The sequence below is a fragment of the Gracilibacillus dipsosauri genome, assembly GCF_003176895.1.
In the GTDB taxonomy this organism is placed as follows: domain Bacteria; phylum Bacillota; class Bacilli; order Bacillales; family Amphibacillaceae; genus Gracilibacillus; species Gracilibacillus dipsosauri.
On the sequence record NZ_QGTD01000008.1, the window covers coordinates 355,886 to 375,792 of the forward strand.

A 19,907-nucleotide genomic window follows, 5' to 3' on the forward strand; every position below is an offset into this window, starting at 1 on the left:
ACCATTAAAGTTGATTAATTACTGATCTAACATCAAATTCACTTATATTTAGTTCACGAGAAATGGATGGGATATCATATCCATTTACATATAAATTAGCTATTTTGTTATTCATTGTGGATTCATTGGAATCCATGGAATGTTCCAATATATCATCATCCATTAAAAGTTCTTCTTCTAATATACTTATTTTTTTCTTCAACTGATAGGTCTCTTGCAACGAAGAAATGGAGAATTGCTCAAGCTGATCTTCAATCTGTTTAAAGCGATCATGCATAAAAAAAGACAATATCCATAAAATGACGCCAATTATGATAAGACTAATTAAGACATAAAGCATAGTTTCCCCCCTAAACAATGATTCTCTCTACTAATAGTTATACCATAAGTGATAAGAGTTTGAAACATATACTTGAAATTGTTTTAACTTTTTGCTATTATTATCAGGTAGTAAATCGATAATAAGTGATTAGAGCAATATGTTTGGAGGGAAAACCATGCGCGTTAATATTACATTAGCTTGTACTGAAACTGGTGACCGTAATTATATTACGACTAAAAATAAACGTAAACATCCAGAACGCTTGGAGCTTAAAAAATATAGCCCACGTTTGAAAAGACATACGTTACACCGTGAAACAAAATAATGATGTTAGGGGACTCTTGCTGGTAGACAGCAGGAGTTTTTTCATCTTACTAGAAAGGAAAAATAATGTCTCGAAAAGAAGAGCAAAGAAGAATGATCTCAACCCTGTTGGCTAATTACACGCATAAGGAAAAGGTTAACAAGAGTATCCAGGATATGTTATACTCCTTTGATCATTGGAAGCAAGCTCGAAAGGTTGGCTTAACTATTTCTAGAGGAATGGAATGGAATACTACATCGATCATCAAGCATGCATGGAAACAGAAAAAACAAATAGCACTGCCTAAATGTAATCCAACCGATTTTTCGATGGAATTTTACAAGTGTACAGCCTTTGATCAATTAGAAAATACCTACTTAGACTTATATGAGCCTAATCCAGAAATAACAGAAGGCGTGTCAAAAGAAGAGTTAGACCTTATAATAGTTCCGGGAATAGCGTTTGATCGGGAAGGAAATCGCATTGGATATGGTGGTGGCTTCTTTGATCGCTATTTAAAAGGATATCAAGGACTAAAAATAGCACTCGCTGCAAAGGTGCAAGTGTTGGAAAGAATAGAAGCAGAATCGCATGATATTCCAATAGATTATCTCATAACGGAATCCGCTGTTATAAAATGTACATAAAAACAAGAAAAGAGGTTAACCTACAGATATACAATGATGCAAGGAGTTGTTCAATTTTGAAATGGTGGAGAACTGTGATAATCCTCTTTTCCGTTGTTGCGGTAGTATATCGTTTTAGAAGCTTTTTCATCAATCTCGCAAGTAATATCCCATTTTTGCGAAGGCAAACGGTTAAATTAGCAATGAATACCCCATATGTCAGAGAAAAGCTAATGAAGTCGATGTTTTCACGATAAGTCATTTGATCACCACATATGTTACTGTATATAGCCCCTTGTGGTATAATATAGTAATGTAAAGGTTGGTGATCAAATTTGTTTTTAAAGAACGAATTTCTTCAAAATAGTATGGTGCTACAGCTCATACAAAAAGAAAATTTCGATTTAATTTCCATTAACAAAGAGCAAACAGAATATTTATTAGAGAGAAAACGGAAGAACAAAAAAGATGTTGTACATATCTCTATGAACCAAATGGACTGGAAGCGAGAGCTCCTTTCATTCAATAAACATCTTGAAAATAGTTACACCAAACATCAAGCAACAACAATTTGGAAGAAAAATATTCATTTTCATCATGTTTATGTGGTAGATTACCAACCAGTGGATAGCTGGGAAGAACTAAAGGTAACATCATCAAACCGGATGAAGTCGTCCGTGTATATGCTAGATATAGACAGTAAAGAAGAGGAGATAGAAAGATTAATTAGAGCGCTCGATTTAGCTTTGTCATTTCAAACAGATGTATCTGAAGACCTGATGGAACTTGAACAAAGAAATGTAAATTTAAAACAAAACATTCTTTTCGAACACACTAAACAACAGCAACAGCTACAGCAGCTATTTAAGCAAGGGAAACCATTCTGGACCTATCTATTACTTGCTATCAATATTGTGATGTATATACTTCTTGAATTCAATGGGGGATCTACCTCAACAAAAAATTTGATCGAATTTGGTGCCAAGTATAATGTTGCGATAATCGATGGAGAATGGTGGAGATTGATTAGCTCCATGTTCCTTCATATTGGAATCGCCCATATCCTACTCAACATGATTGCCTTATATTATATCGGCACACTAGTGGAAAGAATCTATGGGGGCACTCGGTTCCTTATCATCTATTTTATTGCAGGTATTGTTGGAGGATTAGCCAGTTTTGCCCTTAATCCATCGATTGCAGCAGGGGCATCAGGTGCAATTTTTGGATTATTTGGAGCGTTATTATTCTTTGGCTCCCAGTATCCTAAAGCATTTTTCCGAACAATGGGCTGGAATATCATTATTGTGATTATTATCAATATTATTTTTGGATTTAGTATGCCACAAATTGATAACGGTGCACATATTGGTGGGTTAATAGGTGGAGCTATTGGTGCTGCTGTTGTCATGTTTAAACAACGATCCAAAATACTTTGGCAAACGGCTGCCCTTCTACTACTTCTATTAGTGAGTGGGGGAATATGGTTTTATGGAAACGCCAATGAGGAAGTTCAATTTGATGAAACACTCCAGGTTATCCATTCTCATATGCTTCTAGAACAAGAACAATATGAGAAAACCTATGAGGTGCTAACAAAAGCAATGCCTTACGCAGACAAGCTTGAAGCAGAGCTTCGCTTTAATCGCTCCTATGCGAGTATCTTTTTAAACAAAAATCAAGAGGCAATCACTGATTTGGAGAGAACAATTGAAATCAAACCAGAATATCATGAAGCCCTTTATAATCTTGCGTTATTATATCATGAAGAGAACAGACGAGAAGAAGCGTTAGATTTATTAAAAAAAGCGGTAGAATTAGCACCAAACAATCAGGACTATCAACAGTTCTATGAGCAGCTTCAAAAGGAAACCATTTGAAAATAGACTGTCTTATATTTGTTGAATCAATTTTTCTAATTGATTCTGATCATTGCGAAACAAAACGATTAGATGATCATTATTTTTATCGATTAGGATTAACGGCATGGTATGGTTGGTGATTTTCTCAGCATTGGCAATTGGTAGGATATAATTTTTATATAAGCCTTCCCATAGCTGACCAATGACTCTATCGGTTTCGTCTTGCGTCAACCCAGTCAATGGTTTTGTCGCATAATCAACAATGGATGTAAGAGGCACAAAATAATAATTATCAGTATTGATTGCTGCCTCTTTTATCCAATTACGCCACATGTAATCTAGATGTTGATTTTTCGTATGGTCCAATGTTTCCTTCCATTCTTTCTGTTCCTTAGATTCTGGATCCCGAAAGGATTCTAATAAGGAATGAGGAGAATCGACTACATATAACGAATCACTAGTCATTTTTTGAACACTCTTAATATCATTGTCCTTGTCGTTATGAATTTCCCCATAATGAAAAGTAACTGCTTCAAAATGAGTGCTATCACTTTCTTCAAATTCTAGTTGTAGAACAATGTTTTGTTCTTCCTGTTTCCATAACCCTTTGACACCTTTTAATTTTCCATCCATATATAATAGTGAAACATCCTGTCTTAAGTAGGCAGGTTTACTTAATTGACTCTCTGTTTCCCACTTCATGAGATACTGGTCATTCCCTGTCTGCTCTACTAGTGATAAGTGAGTGTCAGCAGAAGTAAATTCAACTGAAGGATCTAATGGGAAAAATTTAATCGTCTCCTCACTAGTTGGGTTTAACACTGTGGATAGTAAGAGTAGAATGATCATTAAGATTACAGTGGCTCCTTGAATATAGATTCCTCTCATTTTAAATCTCCCTATTTCATAATTTAGTTATTTATGCTTGTCCCACTGACGGATTTCTTCAAACCTGCATTTTTTTAACTTTGCTGCGTAAACTAATGGAAAATCGTTAGAAGCAGGTGTTAAGCATGGAGAAAGAAAAGCATTTATCACATGATTATGATGAAAACATTCAATATATACATGATTATTTGGCGGTCGATAAGAGTTTTGATTTAATTCAACTTAATTTACATTATGCAGGCAGGAGAATGTCTCTTTTTTTAATCGATGGATTGATCAAAGATGAAATGCTTCATTATTTAATGAAATTTTTGGCGCTTTTAGATGAAGAGGAACTAGAGGAAAATCCCCTTGAACAGCTTATGCAACGATTTATACCATATGTGGAAATCGATACAGAGACAGATTTAAATAAAACAGCTAACCTTGTACTCGGGGGACCATCCGCATTAGTGGTGGAGGGATTAGATAAGATTATTTTGATTGATGCCAGAACCTACCCGGTAAGAAGCCCTTCTGAACCAGATCTTGAACGTGTGGTTAGAGGTTCGAGGGATGGATTTGTTGAGACGATTATATTCAACACTGCTCTAACAAGGCGAAAAGTAAGAGACCGATCCCTTAGAATGGAGTATACTTCTATAGGGAGAAGATCAAAAACGGATATTTGTATTTGTTATTTGGCAGATATAGCAGATGAAAAAAAGGTGGAAGCATTAAAAGCCCATCTTGAAAAAATCGATACAGACGGTTTGCCAATGGCGGAAAAAACGATAGAAGAATATTTAAGTGGTAAGACATGGAATCCGTATCCAACAATACGTTATACAGAGCGACCAGACACAGCAGCGGCTCACCTATATGAAGGTCATATCTTGATTATCGTAGATGGCTCACCAAGTGTTATGATAACACCTGCCACTTTTTGGCATCATTTACAGCATGCTGAAGAATACAGACAAAAACCATTTATAGGGGTATATTTGCGATTAGTTCGTTTTCTAGCAGTATTTGCTTCTTTATTTATTTTACCCTTTTATTATTTAGTCTCGACAACGACAAATTTATTACCAGAGATGCTTCATTTTATTGGTCCAAAGGAAATTGGGTTAATTCCGCTTATTTATCAGTTTATTCTTGCTGAAGTTGGGGTAGATGTATTAAGAATGGCTGCAATTCATGTTCCATCTTCTTTAGCGACAGCCTTAGGGCTCGTTTCGGCTATTTTAATCGGACAAATTGCAGTAGAAGTCGGACTATTTTCTAATGAAGTAATTTTATATTTAGCCATTGCGGTAATGGGAACGTTCGCTACACCTAGTTATGAGTTCAGTTTAGCGAACCGGATTATTCGAATATTCTTATTAATCATTACTGCTATTTTTGGAGTGAAAGGGTTTGTTATTTCGATTACTTGTTATCTCTTATATTTGATTCATTTGAAGACCTTCTATGTTGGCTATTTTTGGCCATTCATCCCGTTTAATTTACAAGCATTTCTCAATGTTTTAATAAGAAGACCTGTTCCACATAATCATTCACGCCCATCTTTTCTACATCCTAAGGATCCAGATCGACTATAAATGAGCTATGTTTTTTATTTTCATTTAGAATTTGTTCTGGTATAATGTTTTAGGTGATAGTGATGAAAAGTGTTTATGATGTGAGACAATTATTGAAACAATTTGGGACGATCATCTATATAGGTGATCGTCTTGCAGATTTAGAAATGATGGAAATCGAAATTAGAGAACTCTATAACACAAAAGCCATTTCAAAGGAACAATTTATGCAGGCAATTTCCATTTTAAAACAAGAGATAGATATAGAGAGTAGAGGAGGCTAAACAATTTGACAAAGGATGTATTAATTGGTGTTGATATTGGTGGAACAACCGTAAAGATCGCACTTATATCGACAAAAGGGGAAATGATCACAAAATGGGAAATTCCAACTATACTAAGTAATGCAGGTGAAAATGTACCTAGACATATTTGGAATGCTATTAAAGAAAAGTTACAAGATTTAAAGATTAGTAAAGATAGATGTATTGGGATGGGCGTAGGAGCACCTGGCTTTATCGAGCCTGAAACAGGTTCCATTGCCATCGCCGTTAATATCGGGTGGAGGAACTTTCCTTTAAAGGACATTTTAGAGGAGTTATCAGAACTTCCCGTTTTTATTGATAATGATGCAAATATAGCTGCATTAGGAGAGAACTGGAAAGGTTCAGGGAACCAAGTGCATAATATGCTTGCTGTAACATTGGGTACTGGTGTAGGCGGTGGTATCATATCAAATAGAAAAATAATTAGTGGTGCGAATGGCACAGGTGGCGAAATCGGTCATATTACAGTAGTCCAAGAAAATGGTGCACCTTGTAATTGTGGAAGAAGTGGATGTTTAGAAACGGTTGCTTCTGCAACAGGGATTGTTCGCCAAGCGAAAGAGTGGATTAATCTTGGAAAAGCACCATTACTTGAAGCGAAATGGAAAGAAAATGGCGAATTAACAACAAAAGATATTTTTGAAGCAGTTGCTAGCGGCGACCAACCAGCAAAACAATTAATTGATCAAATTATGGATGTTCTAGGATTTAGCCTAGCAAATATTGCTGTTACGACCAATCCAGCCAAAATAGTAATAGGTGGAGGAGTTTCTAAGGCAGGTAATGTATTATTAGATCCTCTGATCGAAGCTTTTAGGCGCTATGCATTACCAAGAATTAGTGAGGCGTGTGAAATCGTGATCGCACAATTAGGAAATGATGCTGGAGTTTATGGTGGTGCTTATCTAGTTCTCCAAAACCAAGGAAACTAAGCGTTGTGTTGTTTTCGTTAAATTATTGTAACTTTTTTTAAGATTTATGAAACTTTTATGAGATATTGATCGTCTATAATAAATAGAGAAATTAAAAATAGTAAACTATTATTTTTTTGGGGCTATTTTGAGGAGGAAAGCAATATGTTTAAAAAGAAGCTGCACATGCCTTTATATTTAATCGCAGCCATTTTATTCGGTATAAAAACATATATCGTTTATCGATTTATCTTCAATATTTCACTTGATAACGTGATGCAAGAGTTAATCTTATTTATAAATCCTTTTGCGACTGCATTTTTTATCTTTATGATAGGGATTTGGTTTAAAGAGAGAAGACAGAAGAAATATATTAAATATATCATGCTGATCGGATCATTGATTATTTATTTTAATATAGTCTTTTATCGAAACTTTTCCGATTTCATTACCATTCCTTTATTATTTCAAGGAAGTAATGCAGCTGACTTAGGCTCAAGTGTTTTAGGTCTGATTAAGCCATGGGATATTCTATTGTTTTCAGATGTCATTATTATCTGGATACTCGCTAAAAAATATGGAGAAAAACTAGTAAATCCTTTCAAAAAGCGATATAAGGTGGTTGCATTAGCTTTATCTATTGCCTTTTTATTAGGGAATTATGCATTAGCAGAGATTGAACGTCCACAGTTGTTACAAAGAACTTTTGATAGAGAGTATTTAGTTAAAAATATCGGACTATTCAGCTATCATATCTATGATGCTGTATTACACTCTAAATCTAAAGCACAAAGAGCTTTAGCCGATGGAAACCAATTAACAGATATCAAAAATTATATTGACGATGAAACAACACCTGATGAAAAATCTGACCTGTTTGGTATTGCGAAGGACAAAAATGTTATCTTTATCTCTTTAGAATCGTTACAGAGTTTTGTGATTAATAATACGGTTAATGGAGAAGAAGTAACGCCATTCTTAAATGACTTAATTGACGACAGTTATTATTTTGAGAATTTCTATCACCAAACTGCACAAGGGAAGACGTCTGATTCAGAGTTTATTGTAGAAAACTCTTTATATCCTTCTCCAAGGGGAGCAGTTTACTTTACACATGCACAAAATGATTTTCACTCTTTACCAGAAATTTTAGGTAACAATGGTTACAATTCGAATGTCTTTCATGCCAACAATAAGAGTTTCTGGAATCGTGATGTCATGTACGAAAATACTGGCTATGATAAATTCTTTGATGTGAACTCTTATGATGTCAATGAAGAGAATAGCGTAGGCTGGGGATTGAAGGATAAAGAATTCTTTAGTCAATCAATGAAATATTTGAATGAGTTACCACAGCCTTTTTATTCTAAATTTATTACGTTAACGAATCACTATCCGTTTGATTTAGAGCAAGAGGATGCAACAATTGAGAAATATGATTCAAATTCTAGAACATTAAATCAATATTTCCAAACAGTTAGATATATGGATGAAGCAGTAGAACAATTCTTTAATCAGCTTAAAGAATCCGGGTTATACGAAGATTCGATCATTGTTTTAATGGGAGATCATTATGGTATTAGTGATTTTCACAAAAAAGCGATGAGTACGTATTTAGATAAGGAATATACAGATTATCAGCATATTCAGTTACAACGCGTTCCATTTTATATTCATATCCCTGGTGAAGAAGGGAAAGTAATGTCAGAAATTGCAGGTCAAGTTGATGTCAAACCTACCTTATTACATTTATTAGGTATGGATACTTCCAATGATCTATCATTTGGAACAGACTTATTTGTTGATGATCGAAAACCATTTGTTGCATTACGTGATGGTAGTTTTATAACAGATGACTATGTCTATACGAAAGATCAATGCTATGATCGCGAAACAGGTGAATTGATTGAAGAAGAAACAAATGATGAAACAGAAGTAGAAGGTTCTGCTTGTGGACCATATGTCGAACAAGTAGAAAAAGAATTATCCTATTCAGACGAAATCATTTTCGGAGATCTATTCCGTTTCTATGATTTCAAGGATAAATAGTATTAAGGACCAATAAAAAACCTCTGATCTAAACTTTGATCAGAGGTTTTTTCAATAGAGCGTTGAGGCTTATAAGAAAGTAAAGAACCGCCAATCCAAGGATTGGCGGTTCAAAATATGTAAATCATCGTATATCAAAGATTAACCAGCTATTAAAGGCTTGATTAGTTCAGCATATAGTGTTGCAATGGAGAAGAATCCAAATACTAATGCAGAAATAGCTGAAAATGCAACACCAAACATATTTTGTGATTTAAATTCACGAATAATTGCTATGGCACACAAAATAGCAACAACTAAGAAAATGAATCCAATTACCATGATAAACCTCCTATATCTCTTTCTAATTTCATTTTTAAATTTTTACAGTTATAATATGTATAAATAATTAGTGCATGCAAGCTTGTTTATGCTTAATAAATAGAGAACTTGCTTTATCTAGTGTAAAACAAAAGTGACATTTTGTCTATTGAAATCCCTTTATTTTTCTTAATTAATCATTATAGAAAGGTGTGTTCCATTCATGAAACTTATTAAAAGAACCTTAGGTGAGCTTCAAACAAATTGCTATATACTCCAAGAAGGGCATGAGGCGATCATTTTTGATCCAGCAGGTGAACCAGATAAGATTATTTCCTACATCGAGAAACAATCCTTAAAACCACTTGCTATCTTATTAACCCATTCACACTTTGATCATATTGGAGCATTAGAGGAAATAAGACAGCAATATAAGGCTCCTGTGTATGTACATCCTGAGGAAAAGGAATGGTTACAGAATCCAGAGTTAAATGGTTCCTTACTATTCTTTGGTCAGAAAGTAACCTGTCGTCCAGCTGAATATGTTGTGGAGGAGCGAAGTTATACAATAGGTCCCTTTCAATTTGACGTGTTTCATACACCAGGTCACTCCCCTGGTGGTGTAGCTTTTATTTTTCATCAGGAATCCATCTTGATCGGTGGAGACAGCTTGTTTCGTGAGGGGATTGGGAGAACTGATTTGCCAGGTGGAGATATAGACGAATTAATACATAGCATTGAGAAGAAATTATTTCTTTTACCTGAAGAATATCTTGTTTATCCGGGACATGGCCCTGAAACATCCATTGGCTATGAAAAACAAAATAATCCGTTTCTACAATAGAGAAAATGCTCTGATCTACTGTAAGATCAGAGCATTTTTGATTAATGTCCAAAGCCTGGAACAAGAATGAAATTTGAATAATATGTAAAACCAATGAAGAATATCGTACAATATGCGGCAAATAAGTACATATACATTCTCTCCGATAACTTAAGAAATCCTACTCCTAGGAAAAAGACCGTTTGAGCAAGGAATAAGTATGCCATTGAAATCATATCACCTACATAAAACATTACAGCAAAAATACCTGTCCAAAATGCAAGCATACGAAATACTCGATCCATATATTCCGCCTCCTTCTTACATACTATGTATTATCATTTATCACGATGTGTAGATCTCCACTCGTTCTTTAAAAAACATTAGTAAAATGAATGCTAGTAGACACCACACAAAGATACTCTCATTATATTATATACGAGTCAGACTAAAAAGTAAATTATTCTTAAAAACTTTCCCTTTTCATTTTAATGGCTCTATTACTATCTATTCCTGAACTGCTTGCTTTATTTTGGATATTGGCGCTGAAAAGTTTGTCGTTGATAAGCTCCTTTATCTGTCCTCATTTTTACTAAATAATACGCAATGTTGCCATTGATAGATGTTGATTCTAATTTTGCCTCTCCATAAGGAAAAGAATAAGTAACGGGCAATTCAACTGACATGTTTTTTGAAAAGGCATTGGTGGCCATTCGATATATCGTATGAAGCTTATATTGCTCGATTTGGTTATATGTCGTACGACGATTCAGATCATATAACGCAAGCTGATGGAAGGTAAACAAAAGAAAAATACTAATAATGAAAAGGATATATGGAAAAGCGTAACCATGCTCGGATTTATGGGAAGGGAATAAGTTTCTTTTCATACTGCTTCCCTCCTTTCATCACTAAGGATAGGTGTACCATAGCTGCTCTTGATAAATTCCAGCTTTCTACCTCTCGTAGCATAATTTCATGGCCAAGACCGTTTACCTGTCTTCGTATTGTTTTTTGATAAAGGGAATAATTAATTTTATCCCCATTAGTATGTTCAAATATTAATTGGTTATGATCAATTTTAACTTGATCAGCAAGCTTCCATTCATCTTCTAAAAAATGAAAGAATTGAAATACCTCTAAGTCCTTGTCATTTTTGTGTTGAGAGATAATCGTAAATACTTGCCCTGCTATAAAAAATATGAGAAGGGTAGCAAAAACACTAATGAGTGTGGATACTAGCGAAAACCCATTTTGATCATGACTTAGAGGCATAAAGGCATAACCTTTCATTGTTCTTTTTAACATTTTTCCAGGTAGCACATCCTTTCAAATAAGAGGAGGTTTGTTTAAATTTTAGTGTAACTGGATTTCTTATCCATTCTTCTTTTGTTACTACCATTGGATCCGTTGAAGAATGAAGTAAGAGTTCTTCATAGAGTTGGTGGATGACAATTCGTTTATCTGCTAACACCTCGTTTTCCAGTCTTAATTGAGTATATAGTGGCATTAATGTCAATATTAGACAGAGAAAGACAATAGCAGCTACGAGTGCTTCTATATTCAAATAACCAGATTGATTATGAGGAGTCAGAATAACACCTCCCTTTTCCAAAAGGACATGTGATAAAATATTGATTTTCTCTTGTAATAATTTTAAAGCTTCCTGGCTTATTTAACGTACCCTTATGGCTGTAAGTAATTGGAAACTTTAAGGTGTTGGTTTCAATCGACCAATCGTCAGGGTAATGTCGAGTTAAAACAATTTCACCATAACCAGCTTCTCTAATATGATAGCGATGGTAGGAACGTTCAAGACTGAGGTAATAACGTTCATCATTCATCATATTTAGCTGTTGCAAATATAGTAAATCTAAGTTGAACTGTTGCAGAAACTGCCTATATTCTTTTTTCTCTATTGTTTTAAATAAATGTCCGGCCCCAACTGATAGGAGGGAGATAATTACTGCTAAGACGAGTAACAGTTCGACTAGTGTAAATCCGTGCTCCTCCTTAATTGGCAACATCGACAATCCGAAAGGAAGGTGTCGCTTCATCACTGATATACTCCAGTTTTTTCGTGCCATTATTACAGGTGATCGATTTCAAATAGTTTTTCGTTTTTAAATCTTGAGCAGATGTAATACTTTTCTGATTGTCTAATTTAAATGCAATTAATTGATTTTCTGCTAGCTCTAATAAAGCATCACAACCTTTATCCTGAATCGAGCTACTTTTTTCAGCTAAGTTTGGAATAAATAAGATAAGCAAAAGACTAATGACAGCAAGAACGATGAGCATTTCTATTAAGGTAAAGCCTTTTTGGTTATTTAACATGATCATACCTCACTTTTAGATGGTTTGGATGTAATCGAACATTGGTAACATTAAGGCAAGATAGACAATAAGAATTAAAGTAGCTAACAAGATTAGAAATATTGGTTGAATCATTTTTAACCATTTTTTCATTAATTCCTCCATTTCAAAAAGTAGATGCTCTGCATAAAGCTGAAGATCCTCAGCTATCTGACTAGTGTTACGGTCCTTTTGCATAATTCTAGACATTTCACGTTTTAAGAGTTCGCAGGAGGGGAGGATGGTTTCTAAGTGAAAACCTTGGACGAGGTGGTCTATAATGGTGGAAGCATAGAAGCTTGTAATGGGTTCATTTCTTTCTGATTGTAGAATAGAGAGAGCGTTTTTAAAATTTAAGCCTGTCTTGAGCAAAGAACTTAAATGGGTGGAAAAATAAAAGGAGATTTCTAATGTTTTATACTGTTTCAATAATGGTATAAAGTGAAAGACTTTTAGTTTAGTTTCAATCGTTACTTTATCCTTTAGATATTTAATAGATAACATTAATAACAAACTAAAAATGATGAGAATAAATATTCCATAAAAGATAATATCCACTGTCAGCATAGCATTTTGAAAAATAGCGTTGGAACCGTTCGTATGGAACAAGTTAACAAATGAAGGGAAGATATATCTTTTCATACAAAATAGAATTAGTAAAAAAAAGATGAACAGAAAAAGAGGATAGCGAGTCATTTGTTTAAACCTATCTACATAATTTTTTTGTTGTTGTAATAAAAAGCTACAATGCTTGATACCGTCCTGCAAATTTCCATGTTTAATGGTGATTTCAAGAAAGTGAACAATTCGTTGTTGAAAATGGACCTCTTCTAGTGCGGTTGGTAATGTTTTTCCATGCTGCAAGGAATGGGAGATCCTGTCTGCAATTAACTCTAACTCGTCATCCCAACTAACGATCTCTAGCGCATCATTTAAGCTATACCCGTTTTGGTTCAGTTGTTGTATACGGTATAGTATTCGATATTGTGTGTCTATCGATAATTTTTTTCTTCTAAAATAGAAAAGACTGGTGGATAAAACCATAAGCAAATGCCTTTCTTTTTAGCTTTTGGAAATCATAAATATTCATTTTTATTCCTTTCTGATCAATAGTAGTTGTCAAAGCATTACCGGCTAATAACTCTAGAATAGCAGCTCGATTTTCACGATATTTCCATACATGTAGAGGAATTAATTGTACCGAAGCTACTGCTAATAAGCTTTGCTTTAAATCCATTGGCTGAATCTCCATGTCAATTAATCGCTGTATGGTACCGAGTGTATCTTTTGCGTGTAGGGTTGATAATACTAAATGACCTGTATAAGCGGCTCGAAAGACGAATTCGGCTGTTTTTTTATCACGAATTTCTCCAACCAAAAGTATGTCTGGATCATGTCGTAAGGCAGCCTTTAAGCCGTCATCATATGTGATGCCAGTCGATTCATTTATTGGCACTTGTATCACATCATTTAATTCTTTTTCAATAGGATCTTCTAATGTAATAATTTGATATTTTCGGTCCTTCATTAAGCTTTTCACCATTGCATAAAGAGTGGTTGTTTTTCCAGATCCTGTAGGACCTGTTAATAAAATAACGCCAGCGCGATACTTTAACCATTTATTTATTTGTTGTATTTGTTTTGGGAATAAAAATAATTCTTCTAATTGTTGAATTTTTTTTTGAGGTAGGATACGAATCACTAAGCTTTCAGTGGTATTAGTAGGTAAAGAGGAAAGCCTTAAGGAGAATTTTTGGTTCTTGTAAGAAATGGATATGGCTCCTTGCTGGGGTTTTCTTGTTTCTCCAATATCCATGTTACTAATAAATTTGTAATAAGCTAAGATCGTGGTATAAGCTTGGAGACTTAATTGTTTGAAAAACTGTCTCTTTCCAATCACACGGAAATAAATATCTATCTTGCTCTCTTTTGGAATGTAGTGGATGTCTGAAGCATTTTGTTCGATAGCAGTATGGAGTATTTGATTCGATAAAATGGTTGCATGGTTCAAATATATATTCACCTCCCTGATTAAAGATGCTACAATGTCTAATATACATATTCGACGTCATTGTTTAATATCCTTCTTTAAAAACACAAAAATGGGAGGTAATCTATAGTTTATGAAGAGTATTTATTTAATTGGCTTTATGGGTAGTGGAAAAACGACTGTCGCAAATGGTCTCTCTCAAGCATTTACAAAAGAAGTGCTAGATACCGATGAGATCATTGTACAGAAATACCATCAATCGATTCCAGAGATTTTCCAACAGAAGGGTGAATCAACATTCAGAGAATATGAATCATCCGTATTATTCCAAACACCAACAGAGGATACCATCATTGCGACTGGTGGAGGAATAATTGAGAAGGGTAGTAATAGAAAATGGCTAAAAGAAAATGGTATTAGCGTCTTTCTGAAAACCTCTTGGGAAGAGATTAACCAACGTTTGATAAATGATACAGATCGACCTATATGGAATAATCAGTCTCGAAATAAAAGAATATTACTAGAAGAGCGTATACCTAAGTATGAAGAAGTTGCAGATATCATCGTACATACAGATGGTAAATCGATTGGGGATATCGTAAAAGAAATACAAGATAAGCTTCTTGAAATGAATAAATCGATATAAGCTGGGCAATAAATAAATTAAAGACACTTATTGCTAGAGGGTGTAAACGATGTCCAGTGAGGATTATGTAAAATACATGACGCAAAAAATCGTGAAATATATGGATACACCAAAAGAAGAAAGACAAAAGCAGAAAAAGCCGAGAGAAAAGGAACACCATGTATACTCGAATCGTTGGTTTGGTGTTTTACCATTTGCCTTTCGACTATTTTTGCGAAGAAAGAAATAAAAAAGGTGCTGGCTTATATTGTCAGCACCTTTTTATCTTAGAAAAGCTTATTGAGAGATGATCGACGCATTTGTATTTTCACTTAGATAGAAGAGCCCAGCGTTTATTACTTTGAGAGAAATCTTTGGTTCTAACCGTTCCTTTACTCTATATAGCTCCTGCTCATACAGGTCAGAGAGATCATCGTTCTTCGAGAAAAAGTGCTCCAACAACTTGCGTTCATCCTCTAATGCTTTCTGAGCATCGGACGCCCAATACATATCTTCGTTGCTCAATTTCTCCTCAAAATATTGAAAAATTCGATAAAAACCACTAGATGGTTTGATTAAAGGAGATATCGTATAGCTATAGTCTGACATCACTCGCTGTAAAGGAAGAGAATCTAATTTCAACATCATATTGGTTAACATCGTGCCATTGATAAGTTGAAGTCCAATCGATTGAATATGATCTTTTTTTTGCTTGCCGAAGTATTCCATTTTAACATTGACTACTAACCAAGGGAGAAGGGAGGTTTTCATCTCTCCATCGGTTTGTTCATATAGCAAAGTAATTCTTGCTTTATCTTGGATATAGGAAAATATTTGTTGCAATCTTGGGCTCCCGAAATGTATCCATTCTTTTTGGTCATCCAATTTCTCAGGACTAGTATTTAAGGATAAAGACATTGGAACACCTTGCTGGCCCATTTTATCCATATAATGCCAATAAAATGGACGATTCATTAAGGCTTGATCCAATTCTCTCGTTAATTGGACTTCTAATGTATGCTCTGTTTCTTCACGTACAGCACAATCCTGAATGGTAAAGAAATCATGTAAGAATTGATGCAAATTAGTTAATTTCATGAAGTTTCACCTACCTGTTCATCTACCATGGAGGAGATTACAGAGCTTAAATTCTCCATTTTAATTTTCGTTTCGCCTGCAGAATTTGATTCAGCGAAAATTTGTGAAATTTCCTTTTCTAAATTTTTCATTTCTAGCTTTGCAAGGATTTGATCTAGCTGTCCGATGACATTCTCAAATAGGCTAATTTTGTTATAAAGTAATTCCATTACTTGCTCTTCCATTGTTTGTTTAGTGGCAAGATTATAAATAGTAACATCGTTTTCCTGGCCATAACGATGAATTCTACCGATTCTTTGCTCAAGTCGCATCGGATTCCAAGGAAGGTCATAATTAATAAGGTGATGACAAAACTGTAAATTTATCCCTTCACCAGCTGCCTCGGTCGCGATCATCACTTGAGCATGCTCTTGGAACAGTTGTCTCATCCAATCTTTTTTTCCTTTTTTAAATCCACCGCGATAAATAACTGCAGGAATTCCTTCTTGTTTTAATAACCATTGTAAATAAATTTGGGTTGCTCTGTATTCGGTGAACACAATGAATTTCTCATCAGACTTTTTGATTAATTCTGCGACCTTTAAAGCCTTCGCATGGTGTGGTAATTGTTCTATTCTAGCCATTACTTGTTGAATTTCTTCCTTAATTTCCATCGATTCAGAAGATTCCAGCCATTTTTTTAAGGAAAGATAACAGGCTTCGCGTGAACTACAAAATTCCCGCTTATAGGTGACACTTGAAAAAGCTTGAACTCCTTGGAAAATGGTTTCGATTAAATCATAGACTGCCTGCTCTTCTTCGGAAAATTCCACCCAAATGGTTTCCACTTTACGTTTTGTCCATTCAATTCCTGTATCTTCTCTACGATTCCGCACCATTACTTTACTGATTAGCTGTTTTAAATAAGGATCCTTTTCCATTTCTTTCTTTTGATCACGGTATAGTTGAAGAAAATCATCATAAGTACCTAAATACCCGGGCTTTATTAAACTAATTAAATTAAAAATATCTGTTAATTTATTTTGAACAGGCGTTGCTGTTAGTAGTAAAAAATACTTCTTCTGTAAAGCTTGAACAAATTGATAATTCTTCGTTTGGTGATTTTTTAGCTTATGTGCTTCATCTACAATGACAAAATCATAGTTTTGCTCAAGTATTGCACTTCTATGTGGCTCACGCTTTGCTGTATCCAATGTGGTTATAATAATATTGGCAGCTTGCCAATTTGTTCGCTTTCCGGCAGTTAGGGCAGGGATGAGAAATTTCTTATTTAATTCTAATGCCCATTGGTTTACGAGAGAAGCAGGAGCTAAAATAAGTACTTTCTGTACTAAACCTCTTATTAAAAACTCCTTAAGAATTAATCCTGCTTCGATTGTTTTTCCTAGCCCTACCTCATCGGCTAAAAGTGCTCTTCCATTCATCTCCTGTATCACCGTTTCCGCACATTTTTGTTGATGAGGGAGGAACGTTAAGTGTGGTAAGAACTTAGGAGAAACAAGGGTATCGAAATCTTCAATTTTTAATGTTTCAGCGATTTGGTAGGATTGCTTAAATAATTTCCAATCACATAATTGATCTGGACTATGAATAAGGTTCGAAAACTCTGAAATAAAGTTATGATCTTTTTCTATTGGTATCCGCATAATCAACCGTCCTAGTCTTTGTTTTCCATATCAACATTTTTACTTTTTAATAGTGTTGACAAAAACCAAAAAAAAAATCAGGGAATCCTGATTTTTTTAATACATAAGTGAATCCTATTAATAATCCATCTTTTTTGTTTTCTTAATTTTCCCAGACCATTTTTTAAAACCACCGCTAAGATTATATAAATCTTGGTATCCATTTTTGTGTAGAAGTAATGCAGCACGCATCGATCTTGAGCCATTTTGGCAATAAAGATAGACAGGCTTGTCTTTTCTGAGCTCAGTTAATCGTTGTTTCATTTGTGTAAGAGGAATATTTCTCGCCCCTAGTATATGGCCACCATCAAATTCGTTAGGCTCGCGAACATCGATTAATTGCGCTTTTCTATAGCCATTTCTGAATTCTTCCTCACTCAATTGCTTCAAGATCTTCTTTTGTTTAAAATATCGATAAACGGTAAAAAGAATAAAAACTAATAGAATACCGATTACGATGTATAATTCTAACATAATATTTCCCCCAACTATTTTATCTACTAAAAAGGATTATACCATTTCTATGCATGAAATAAAGTAATAAATGATTTTTTTGAAAAATTCGTAACAAGAATGAAGTTTTCTTGTTTGTCAGGCTATTCTATTGTATGCTTTTATCATAGATAGGTATGATTTATGAAATACTGTACAATATGAGGTGCTATAAAATAGAATAGTAAAAGGATTTTTAGGATATAAAAAGCTTTTTTTTAATAAACTTTTCTCCTTAAGGTGAAATGATAAGCATTCACCTATCCTAACAGGTTTTCATAAACAAATGTAGATTGAATGGAGGATTGTCAATGCCTACACCAACAATGGAAGATTACATAGAACAAATTTATTTACTAATTGAATCAAAAGGTTATGCACGAGTATCTGCAATTGCTGAAGCTTTGCAAGTTCAGCCTTCTTCTGTAACTAAAATGGTTCAAAAACTAGACAAAGATGAATATTTAAATTATGAAAAATATCAAGGCCTTGTATTAACACCGAAAGGGAAGAAAATAGGTAAGAGACTAGTATATCGTCACGAGCTTCTAGAGCAATTCCTTCGCATCATCGGAGTAGAGGAAGACAATATTTATACAGATGTGGAAGGAATCGAGCATCACCTCAGCTGGAATTCGATTGATCGTATAGGCGATTTAGTACAATACCTAGAAGAAAAGAAAGAGAGAGTGGAGCAATTAAGATTAATTCAACAAAAGGACGAGTAAATCATTCTATTTTTAAAGCCTATTGTATACATATATAATAGGCTTTTATGAATCGGGTGATTTTTATGAAAATTGATGGAGTTTTTTCTGGTGGCGGTGTAAAAGCATTTGTTTTTATCGGTGCATTAAAAGCGTTAGAAGAAGAGAATATTTCGTTTGAACGTGTGGCTGGTACATCTGCAGGAGCTTTATTTGCGACATTGGTTGCTGCTGGTTTTCGAGCAAAGGAGCTAGAGGAATTATTTTTAACCCTTGAGCTAAAGCAATTCTTAGATCAATCTAGAATTGGGTCTATCTTCCCGTTTATTAAATGGTTGACCTTATATCAAACAATGGGACTATATCGTGGAGATGTATTTCAACAATGGCTAGAAGAAGTATTACGTGAGAAAGGAATTCAATCCTTCCAAGATTTAAATCCACATCAGTTGAAAATTGTAGCTGCAGATATTTCGATCAATCGTGTCATCGTATTTCCTGATGATTTGGAAGAGAGCTACCAGATAGATCCATCCTTCTTTTCTATTGCAAAGGCAGTAAGAAGCAGTATTTCCATTCCATATTTTTTTCGCCCGTCGAAATTAATCCACCCATTATCCAATCAAAAAAGCTTATTAGTTGATGGGATGATATTGAGTAATTTTCCCCTTTGGGTGTTTGATCAGCCAAATCGAAAGCGGGAACGCCCCATTCTCGGCATGCAATTAAGTAGTCCACAACATTTAAACCACCTTACTACCATTCACAATTCCCTTGATTTACTTAAAGCGATGATCGTTACAATGCGAACTTCTTATGATAATCGCTATATTAGTGAAAATGTCGCAAAGGAAATATTATTTTTCCCCATTGAAGATGTTCAGGCAACCGATTTTGATCTATCAAGATCTGAAAAGGTAAGCATCATTGAATATGGTTATCAACAGACAAAACAGTTCTTGAGTAGTTGGACCTACTAAAA

The 19,907-nt window shown here is 34.5% G+C and carries 26 protein-coding genes; 13 read left to right on the plus strand and 13 right to left on the minus strand.

Annotation, left to right across the window (positions count from 1 at the left end):
• Positions 1–4 precede the first annotated feature (4 nt).
• A complete protein-coding gene (locus DLJ74_RS08740; RefSeq protein ID WP_109984174.1) occupies positions 5–340 on the minus strand; it encodes a hypothetical protein in 336 nt (111 codons plus the stop codon).
• Between the two features lie 157 nt (positions 341–497).
• Between DLJ74_RS08740 and rpmG the strand changes: the two genes are divergently transcribed.
• From rpmG to DLJ74_RS08755, 4 genes are all read left to right on the plus strand, one after another.
• On the plus strand, positions 498–647 hold the full coding sequence (gene rpmG / locus DLJ74_RS08745; protein ID WP_018933855.1) for a 50S ribosomal protein L33: 150 nt from the start codon (positions 498–500) through the stop codon (positions 645–647).
• 65 nt (positions 648–712) lie between these two features.
• Positions 713–1,273, plus strand: coding sequence for a 5-formyltetrahydrofolate cyclo-ligase (locus DLJ74_RS08750; protein ID WP_109984175.1), 561 nt, complete (start codon positions 713–715; stop codon positions 1,271–1,273).
• A 56-nt stretch (positions 1,274–1,329) separates the two neighbouring features.
• Positions 1,330–1,509 carry a hypothetical protein gene (locus DLJ74_RS20285; RefSeq protein WP_146202431.1) on the plus strand — a complete coding sequence of 60 codons (180 nt, stop codon included), beginning with the start codon at positions 1,330–1,332 and terminating at the stop codon, positions 1,507–1,509.
• A gap of 78 nt (positions 1,510–1,587) precedes the next feature.
• Positions 1,588–3,132, plus strand: a complete 1,545-nt coding sequence (locus DLJ74_RS08755; protein ID WP_109984176.1) for a rhomboid family intramembrane serine protease — start codon at positions 1,588–1,590, stop codon at positions 3,130–3,132.
• A gap of 12 nt (positions 3,133–3,144) precedes the next feature.
• Here the strand turns inward: DLJ74_RS08755 and DLJ74_RS08760 are convergent, their stop codons facing one another.
• Positions 3,145–4,002, minus strand: a complete 858-nt coding sequence (locus DLJ74_RS08760; protein ID WP_109984177.1) for a hypothetical protein — start codon at positions 4,000–4,002, stop codon at positions 3,145–3,147.
• A 125-nt stretch (positions 4,003–4,127) separates the two neighbouring features.
• On the opposite strand from DLJ74_RS08760, the gene DLJ74_RS08765 reads away from it, so the two are divergent.
• The 4 genes from DLJ74_RS08765 (at position 4,128) to DLJ74_RS08780 (ending at position 8,850) form a co-directional block, all read left to right on the plus strand.
• Positions 4,128–5,585, plus strand: coding sequence for a spore germination protein (locus tag DLJ74_RS08765; protein ID WP_109984178.1), 1,458 nt, complete (start codon positions 4,128–4,130; stop codon positions 5,583–5,585).
• Positions 5,586–5,647: 62 nt separating this feature from the next.
• Positions 5,648–5,848 carry a YqgQ family protein gene (locus DLJ74_RS08770; protein WP_054788872.1) on the plus strand — a complete coding sequence of 67 codons (201 nt, stop codon included), beginning with the start codon at positions 5,648–5,650 and terminating at the stop codon, positions 5,846–5,848.
• Between the two features lie 5 nt (positions 5,849–5,853).
• Positions 5,854–6,822: an ROK family glucokinase gene (locus DLJ74_RS08775; protein ID WP_054788873.1), complete on the plus strand. Its 969-nt coding sequence runs from the start codon at positions 5,854–5,856 to the stop codon at positions 6,820–6,822.
• 144 nt (positions 6,823–6,966) lie between these two features.
• On the plus strand, positions 6,967–8,850 hold the full coding sequence (locus DLJ74_RS08780; RefSeq protein ID WP_054859290.1) for an LTA synthase family protein: 1,884 nt from the start codon (positions 6,967–6,969) through the stop codon (positions 8,848–8,850).
• Between the two features lie 141 nt (positions 8,851–8,991).
• On the opposite strand, the gene DLJ74_RS08785 is transcribed toward DLJ74_RS08780, so the two are convergent.
• Positions 8,992–9,171, minus strand: a complete 180-nt coding sequence (locus DLJ74_RS08785; protein ID WP_109984179.1) for a DUF2759 family protein — start codon at positions 9,169–9,171, stop codon at positions 8,992–8,994.
• Positions 9,172–9,373: 202 nt separating this feature from the next.
• On the opposite strand from DLJ74_RS08785, the gene DLJ74_RS08790 reads away from it, so the two are divergent.
• The gene (locus DLJ74_RS08790; RefSeq protein WP_109984180.1) at positions 9,374–9,994 is read left to right on the plus strand and encodes an MBL fold metallo-hydrolase; all 621 of its coding nucleotides are present in this window, start codon (positions 9,374–9,376) and stop codon (positions 9,992–9,994) included.
• A gap of 41 nt (positions 9,995–10,035) precedes the next feature.
• Here the strand turns inward: DLJ74_RS08790 and DLJ74_RS08795 are convergent, their stop codons facing one another.
• The 7 genes from DLJ74_RS08795 to comGA form a co-directional block, all read right to left on the minus strand.
• A complete protein-coding gene (locus DLJ74_RS08795; protein WP_054788876.1) occupies positions 10,036–10,278 on the minus strand; it encodes a DUF2626 domain-containing protein in 243 nt (80 codons plus the stop codon).
• 222 nt (positions 10,279–10,500) lie between these two features.
• On the minus strand, positions 10,501–10,863 hold the full coding sequence (locus DLJ74_RS08800; RefSeq protein WP_054859292.1) for a hypothetical protein: 363 nt from the start codon (positions 10,861–10,863) through the stop codon (positions 10,501–10,503).
• A complete protein-coding gene (locus tag DLJ74_RS08805; protein ID WP_109984181.1) occupies positions 10,835–11,281 on the minus strand; it encodes a ComGF family competence protein in 447 nt (148 codons plus the stop codon). Before DLJ74_RS08805 ends, DLJ74_RS08800 begins: the two co-directional genes overlap by 29 nt.
• Before the next feature lie 272 nt (positions 11,282–11,553).
• Positions 11,554–12,030 carry a competence type IV pilus minor pilin ComGD gene (comGD, locus tag DLJ74_RS08815; protein WP_181397483.1) on the minus strand — a complete coding sequence of 159 codons (477 nt, stop codon included), beginning with the start codon at positions 12,028–12,030 and terminating at the stop codon, positions 11,554–11,556.
• A complete protein-coding gene (comGC, locus tag DLJ74_RS08820; protein ID WP_054788881.1) occupies positions 11,987–12,310 on the minus strand; it encodes a competence type IV pilus major pilin ComGC in 324 nt (107 codons plus the stop codon). The genes comGD and comGC overlap by 44 nt, the downstream gene beginning before the upstream one ends.
• 15 nt (positions 12,311–12,325) lie before the next feature.
• Positions 12,326–13,372, minus strand: a complete 1,047-nt coding sequence (locus DLJ74_RS08825) for a type II secretion system F family protein (protein WP_054859295.1) — start codon at positions 13,370–13,372, stop codon at positions 12,326–12,328.
• A complete protein-coding gene (gene comGA, locus DLJ74_RS08830) occupies positions 13,341–14,339 on the minus strand; it encodes a competence type IV pilus ATPase ComGA (protein ID WP_109984184.1) in 999 nt (332 codons plus the stop codon). Before comGA ends, DLJ74_RS08825 begins: the two co-directional genes overlap by 32 nt.
• Before the next feature lie 112 nt (positions 14,340–14,451).
• On the opposite strand from comGA, the gene DLJ74_RS08835 reads away from it, so the two are divergent.
• Positions 14,452–14,964 carry a shikimate kinase gene (locus tag DLJ74_RS08835; protein WP_109984185.1) on the plus strand — a complete coding sequence of 171 codons (513 nt, stop codon included), beginning with the start codon at positions 14,452–14,454 and terminating at the stop codon, positions 14,962–14,964.
• 49 nt (positions 14,965–15,013) lie between these two features.
• Positions 15,014–15,193, plus strand: coding sequence for a YqzE family protein (locus DLJ74_RS08840; RefSeq protein WP_054859296.1), 180 nt, complete (start codon positions 15,014–15,016; stop codon positions 15,191–15,193).
• Positions 15,194–15,240: 47 nt separating this feature from the next.
• Here the strand turns inward: DLJ74_RS08840 and DLJ74_RS08845 are convergent, their stop codons facing one another.
• From DLJ74_RS08845 to DLJ74_RS08855, 3 genes are all read right to left on the minus strand, one after another.
• On the minus strand, positions 15,241–16,041 hold the full coding sequence (locus DLJ74_RS08845) for a YqhG family protein (RefSeq protein WP_109984186.1): 801 nt from the start codon (positions 16,039–16,041) through the stop codon (positions 15,241–15,243).
• Positions 16,038–17,687: a DEAD/DEAH box helicase gene (locus DLJ74_RS08850; protein WP_109984187.1), complete on the minus strand. Its 1,650-nt coding sequence runs from the start codon at positions 17,685–17,687 to the stop codon at positions 16,038–16,040. The genes DLJ74_RS08845 and DLJ74_RS08850 overlap by 4 nt, the downstream gene beginning before the upstream one ends.
• 117 nt (positions 17,688–17,804) lie before the next feature.
• Positions 17,805–18,200: a rhodanese-like domain-containing protein gene (locus DLJ74_RS08855; RefSeq protein WP_109984188.1), complete on the minus strand. Its 396-nt coding sequence runs from the start codon at positions 18,198–18,200 to the stop codon at positions 17,805–17,807.
• Between the two features lie 329 nt (positions 18,201–18,529).
• Here DLJ74_RS08855 and mntR point away from each other — a divergent pair, with 329 nt between their 5' ends.
• Both mntR and DLJ74_RS08865 read left to right on the plus strand, forming a co-directional pair.
• Positions 18,530–18,946 carry a transcriptional regulator MntR gene (gene mntR, locus DLJ74_RS08860; RefSeq protein WP_054788886.1) on the plus strand — a complete coding sequence of 139 codons (417 nt, stop codon included), beginning with the start codon at positions 18,530–18,532 and terminating at the stop codon, positions 18,944–18,946.
• A gap of 65 nt (positions 18,947–19,011) precedes the next feature.
• Entirely contained in the window at positions 19,012–19,905 is an 894-nt protein-coding gene (locus DLJ74_RS08865) for a patatin-like phospholipase family protein (RefSeq protein ID WP_109984189.1), read from the plus strand.
• The last annotated feature ends 2 nt before the right edge of the window (positions 19,906–19,907 follow it).

Coding starts and splice junctions, on each gene's coding strand:
- DLJ74_RS08740 (WP_109984174.1), bottom strand. CDS start 340: ATGCTTTATGTCTTAATTAGTCTTATCATAATTGGCGTCATTTTATGG.
- rpmG (WP_018933855.1), top strand. CDS start 498: ATGCGCGTTAATATTACATTAGCTTGTACTGAAACTGGTGACCGTAAT.
- DLJ74_RS08750 (WP_109984175.1), top strand. CDS start 713: ATGTCTCGAAAAGAAGAGCAAAGAAGAATGATCTCAACCCTGTTGGCT.
- DLJ74_RS08760 (WP_109984177.1), bottom strand. CDS start 4,002: ATGAGAGGAATCTATATTCAAGGAGCCACTGTAATCTTAATGATCATT.
- DLJ74_RS08765 (WP_109984178.1), top strand. CDS start 4,128: ATGGAGAAAGAAAAGCATTTATCACATGATTATGATGAAAACATTCAA.
- DLJ74_RS08770 (WP_054788872.1), top strand. CDS start 5,648: ATGAAAAGTGTTTATGATGTGAGACAATTATTGAAACAATTTGGGACG.
- DLJ74_RS08780 (WP_054859290.1), top strand. CDS start 6,967: ATGTTTAAAAAGAAGCTGCACATGCCTTTATATTTAATCGCAGCCATT.
- DLJ74_RS08785 (WP_109984179.1), bottom strand. CDS start 9,171: ATGGTAATTGGATTCATTTTCTTAGTTGTTGCTATTTTGTGTGCCATA.
- DLJ74_RS08790 (WP_109984180.1), top strand. CDS start 9,374: ATGAAACTTATTAAAAGAACCTTAGGTGAGCTTCAAACAAATTGCTAT.
- DLJ74_RS08795 (WP_054788876.1), bottom strand. CDS start 10,278: ATGGATCGAGTATTTCGTATGCTTGCATTTTGGACAGGTATTTTTGCT.
- DLJ74_RS08800 (WP_054859292.1), bottom strand. CDS start 10,863: ATGAAAAGAAACTTATTCCCTTCCCATAAATCCGAGCATGGTTACGCT.
- DLJ74_RS08805 (WP_109984181.1), bottom strand. CDS start 11,281: ATGTTAAAAAGAACAATGAAAGGTTATGCCTTTATGCCTCTAAGTCAT.
- comGD (WP_181397483.1), bottom strand. CDS start 12,030: ATGAAGCGACACCTTCCTTTCGGATTGTCGATGTTGCCAATTAAGGAG.
- comGC (WP_054788881.1), bottom strand. CDS start 12,310: ATGTTAAATAACCAAAAAGGCTTTACCTTAATAGAAATGCTCATCGTT.
- DLJ74_RS08825 (WP_054859295.1), bottom strand. CDS start 13,372: ATGGTTTTATCCACCAGTCTTTTCTATTTTAGAAGAAAAAAATTATCG.
- DLJ74_RS08835 (WP_109984185.1), top strand. CDS start 14,452: ATGAAGAGTATTTATTTAATTGGCTTTATGGGTAGTGGAAAAACGACT.
- DLJ74_RS08840 (WP_054859296.1), top strand. CDS start 15,014: ATGTCCAGTGAGGATTATGTAAAATACATGACGCAAAAAATCGTGAAA.
- DLJ74_RS08845 (WP_109984186.1), bottom strand. CDS start 16,041: ATGAAATTAACTAATTTGCATCAATTCTTACATGATTTCTTTACCATT.
- DLJ74_RS08850 (WP_109984187.1), bottom strand. CDS start 17,687: ATGCGGATACCAATAGAAAAAGATCATAACTTTATTTCAGAGTTTTCG.
- DLJ74_RS08855 (WP_109984188.1), bottom strand. CDS start 18,200: ATGTTAGAATTATACATCGTAATCGGTATTCTATTAGTTTTTATTCTT.
- mntR (WP_054788886.1), top strand. CDS start 18,530: ATGCCTACACCAACAATGGAAGATTACATAGAACAAATTTATTTACTA.
- DLJ74_RS08865 (WP_109984189.1), top strand. CDS start 19,012: ATGAAAATTGATGGAGTTTTTTCTGGTGGCGGTGTAAAAGCATTTGTT.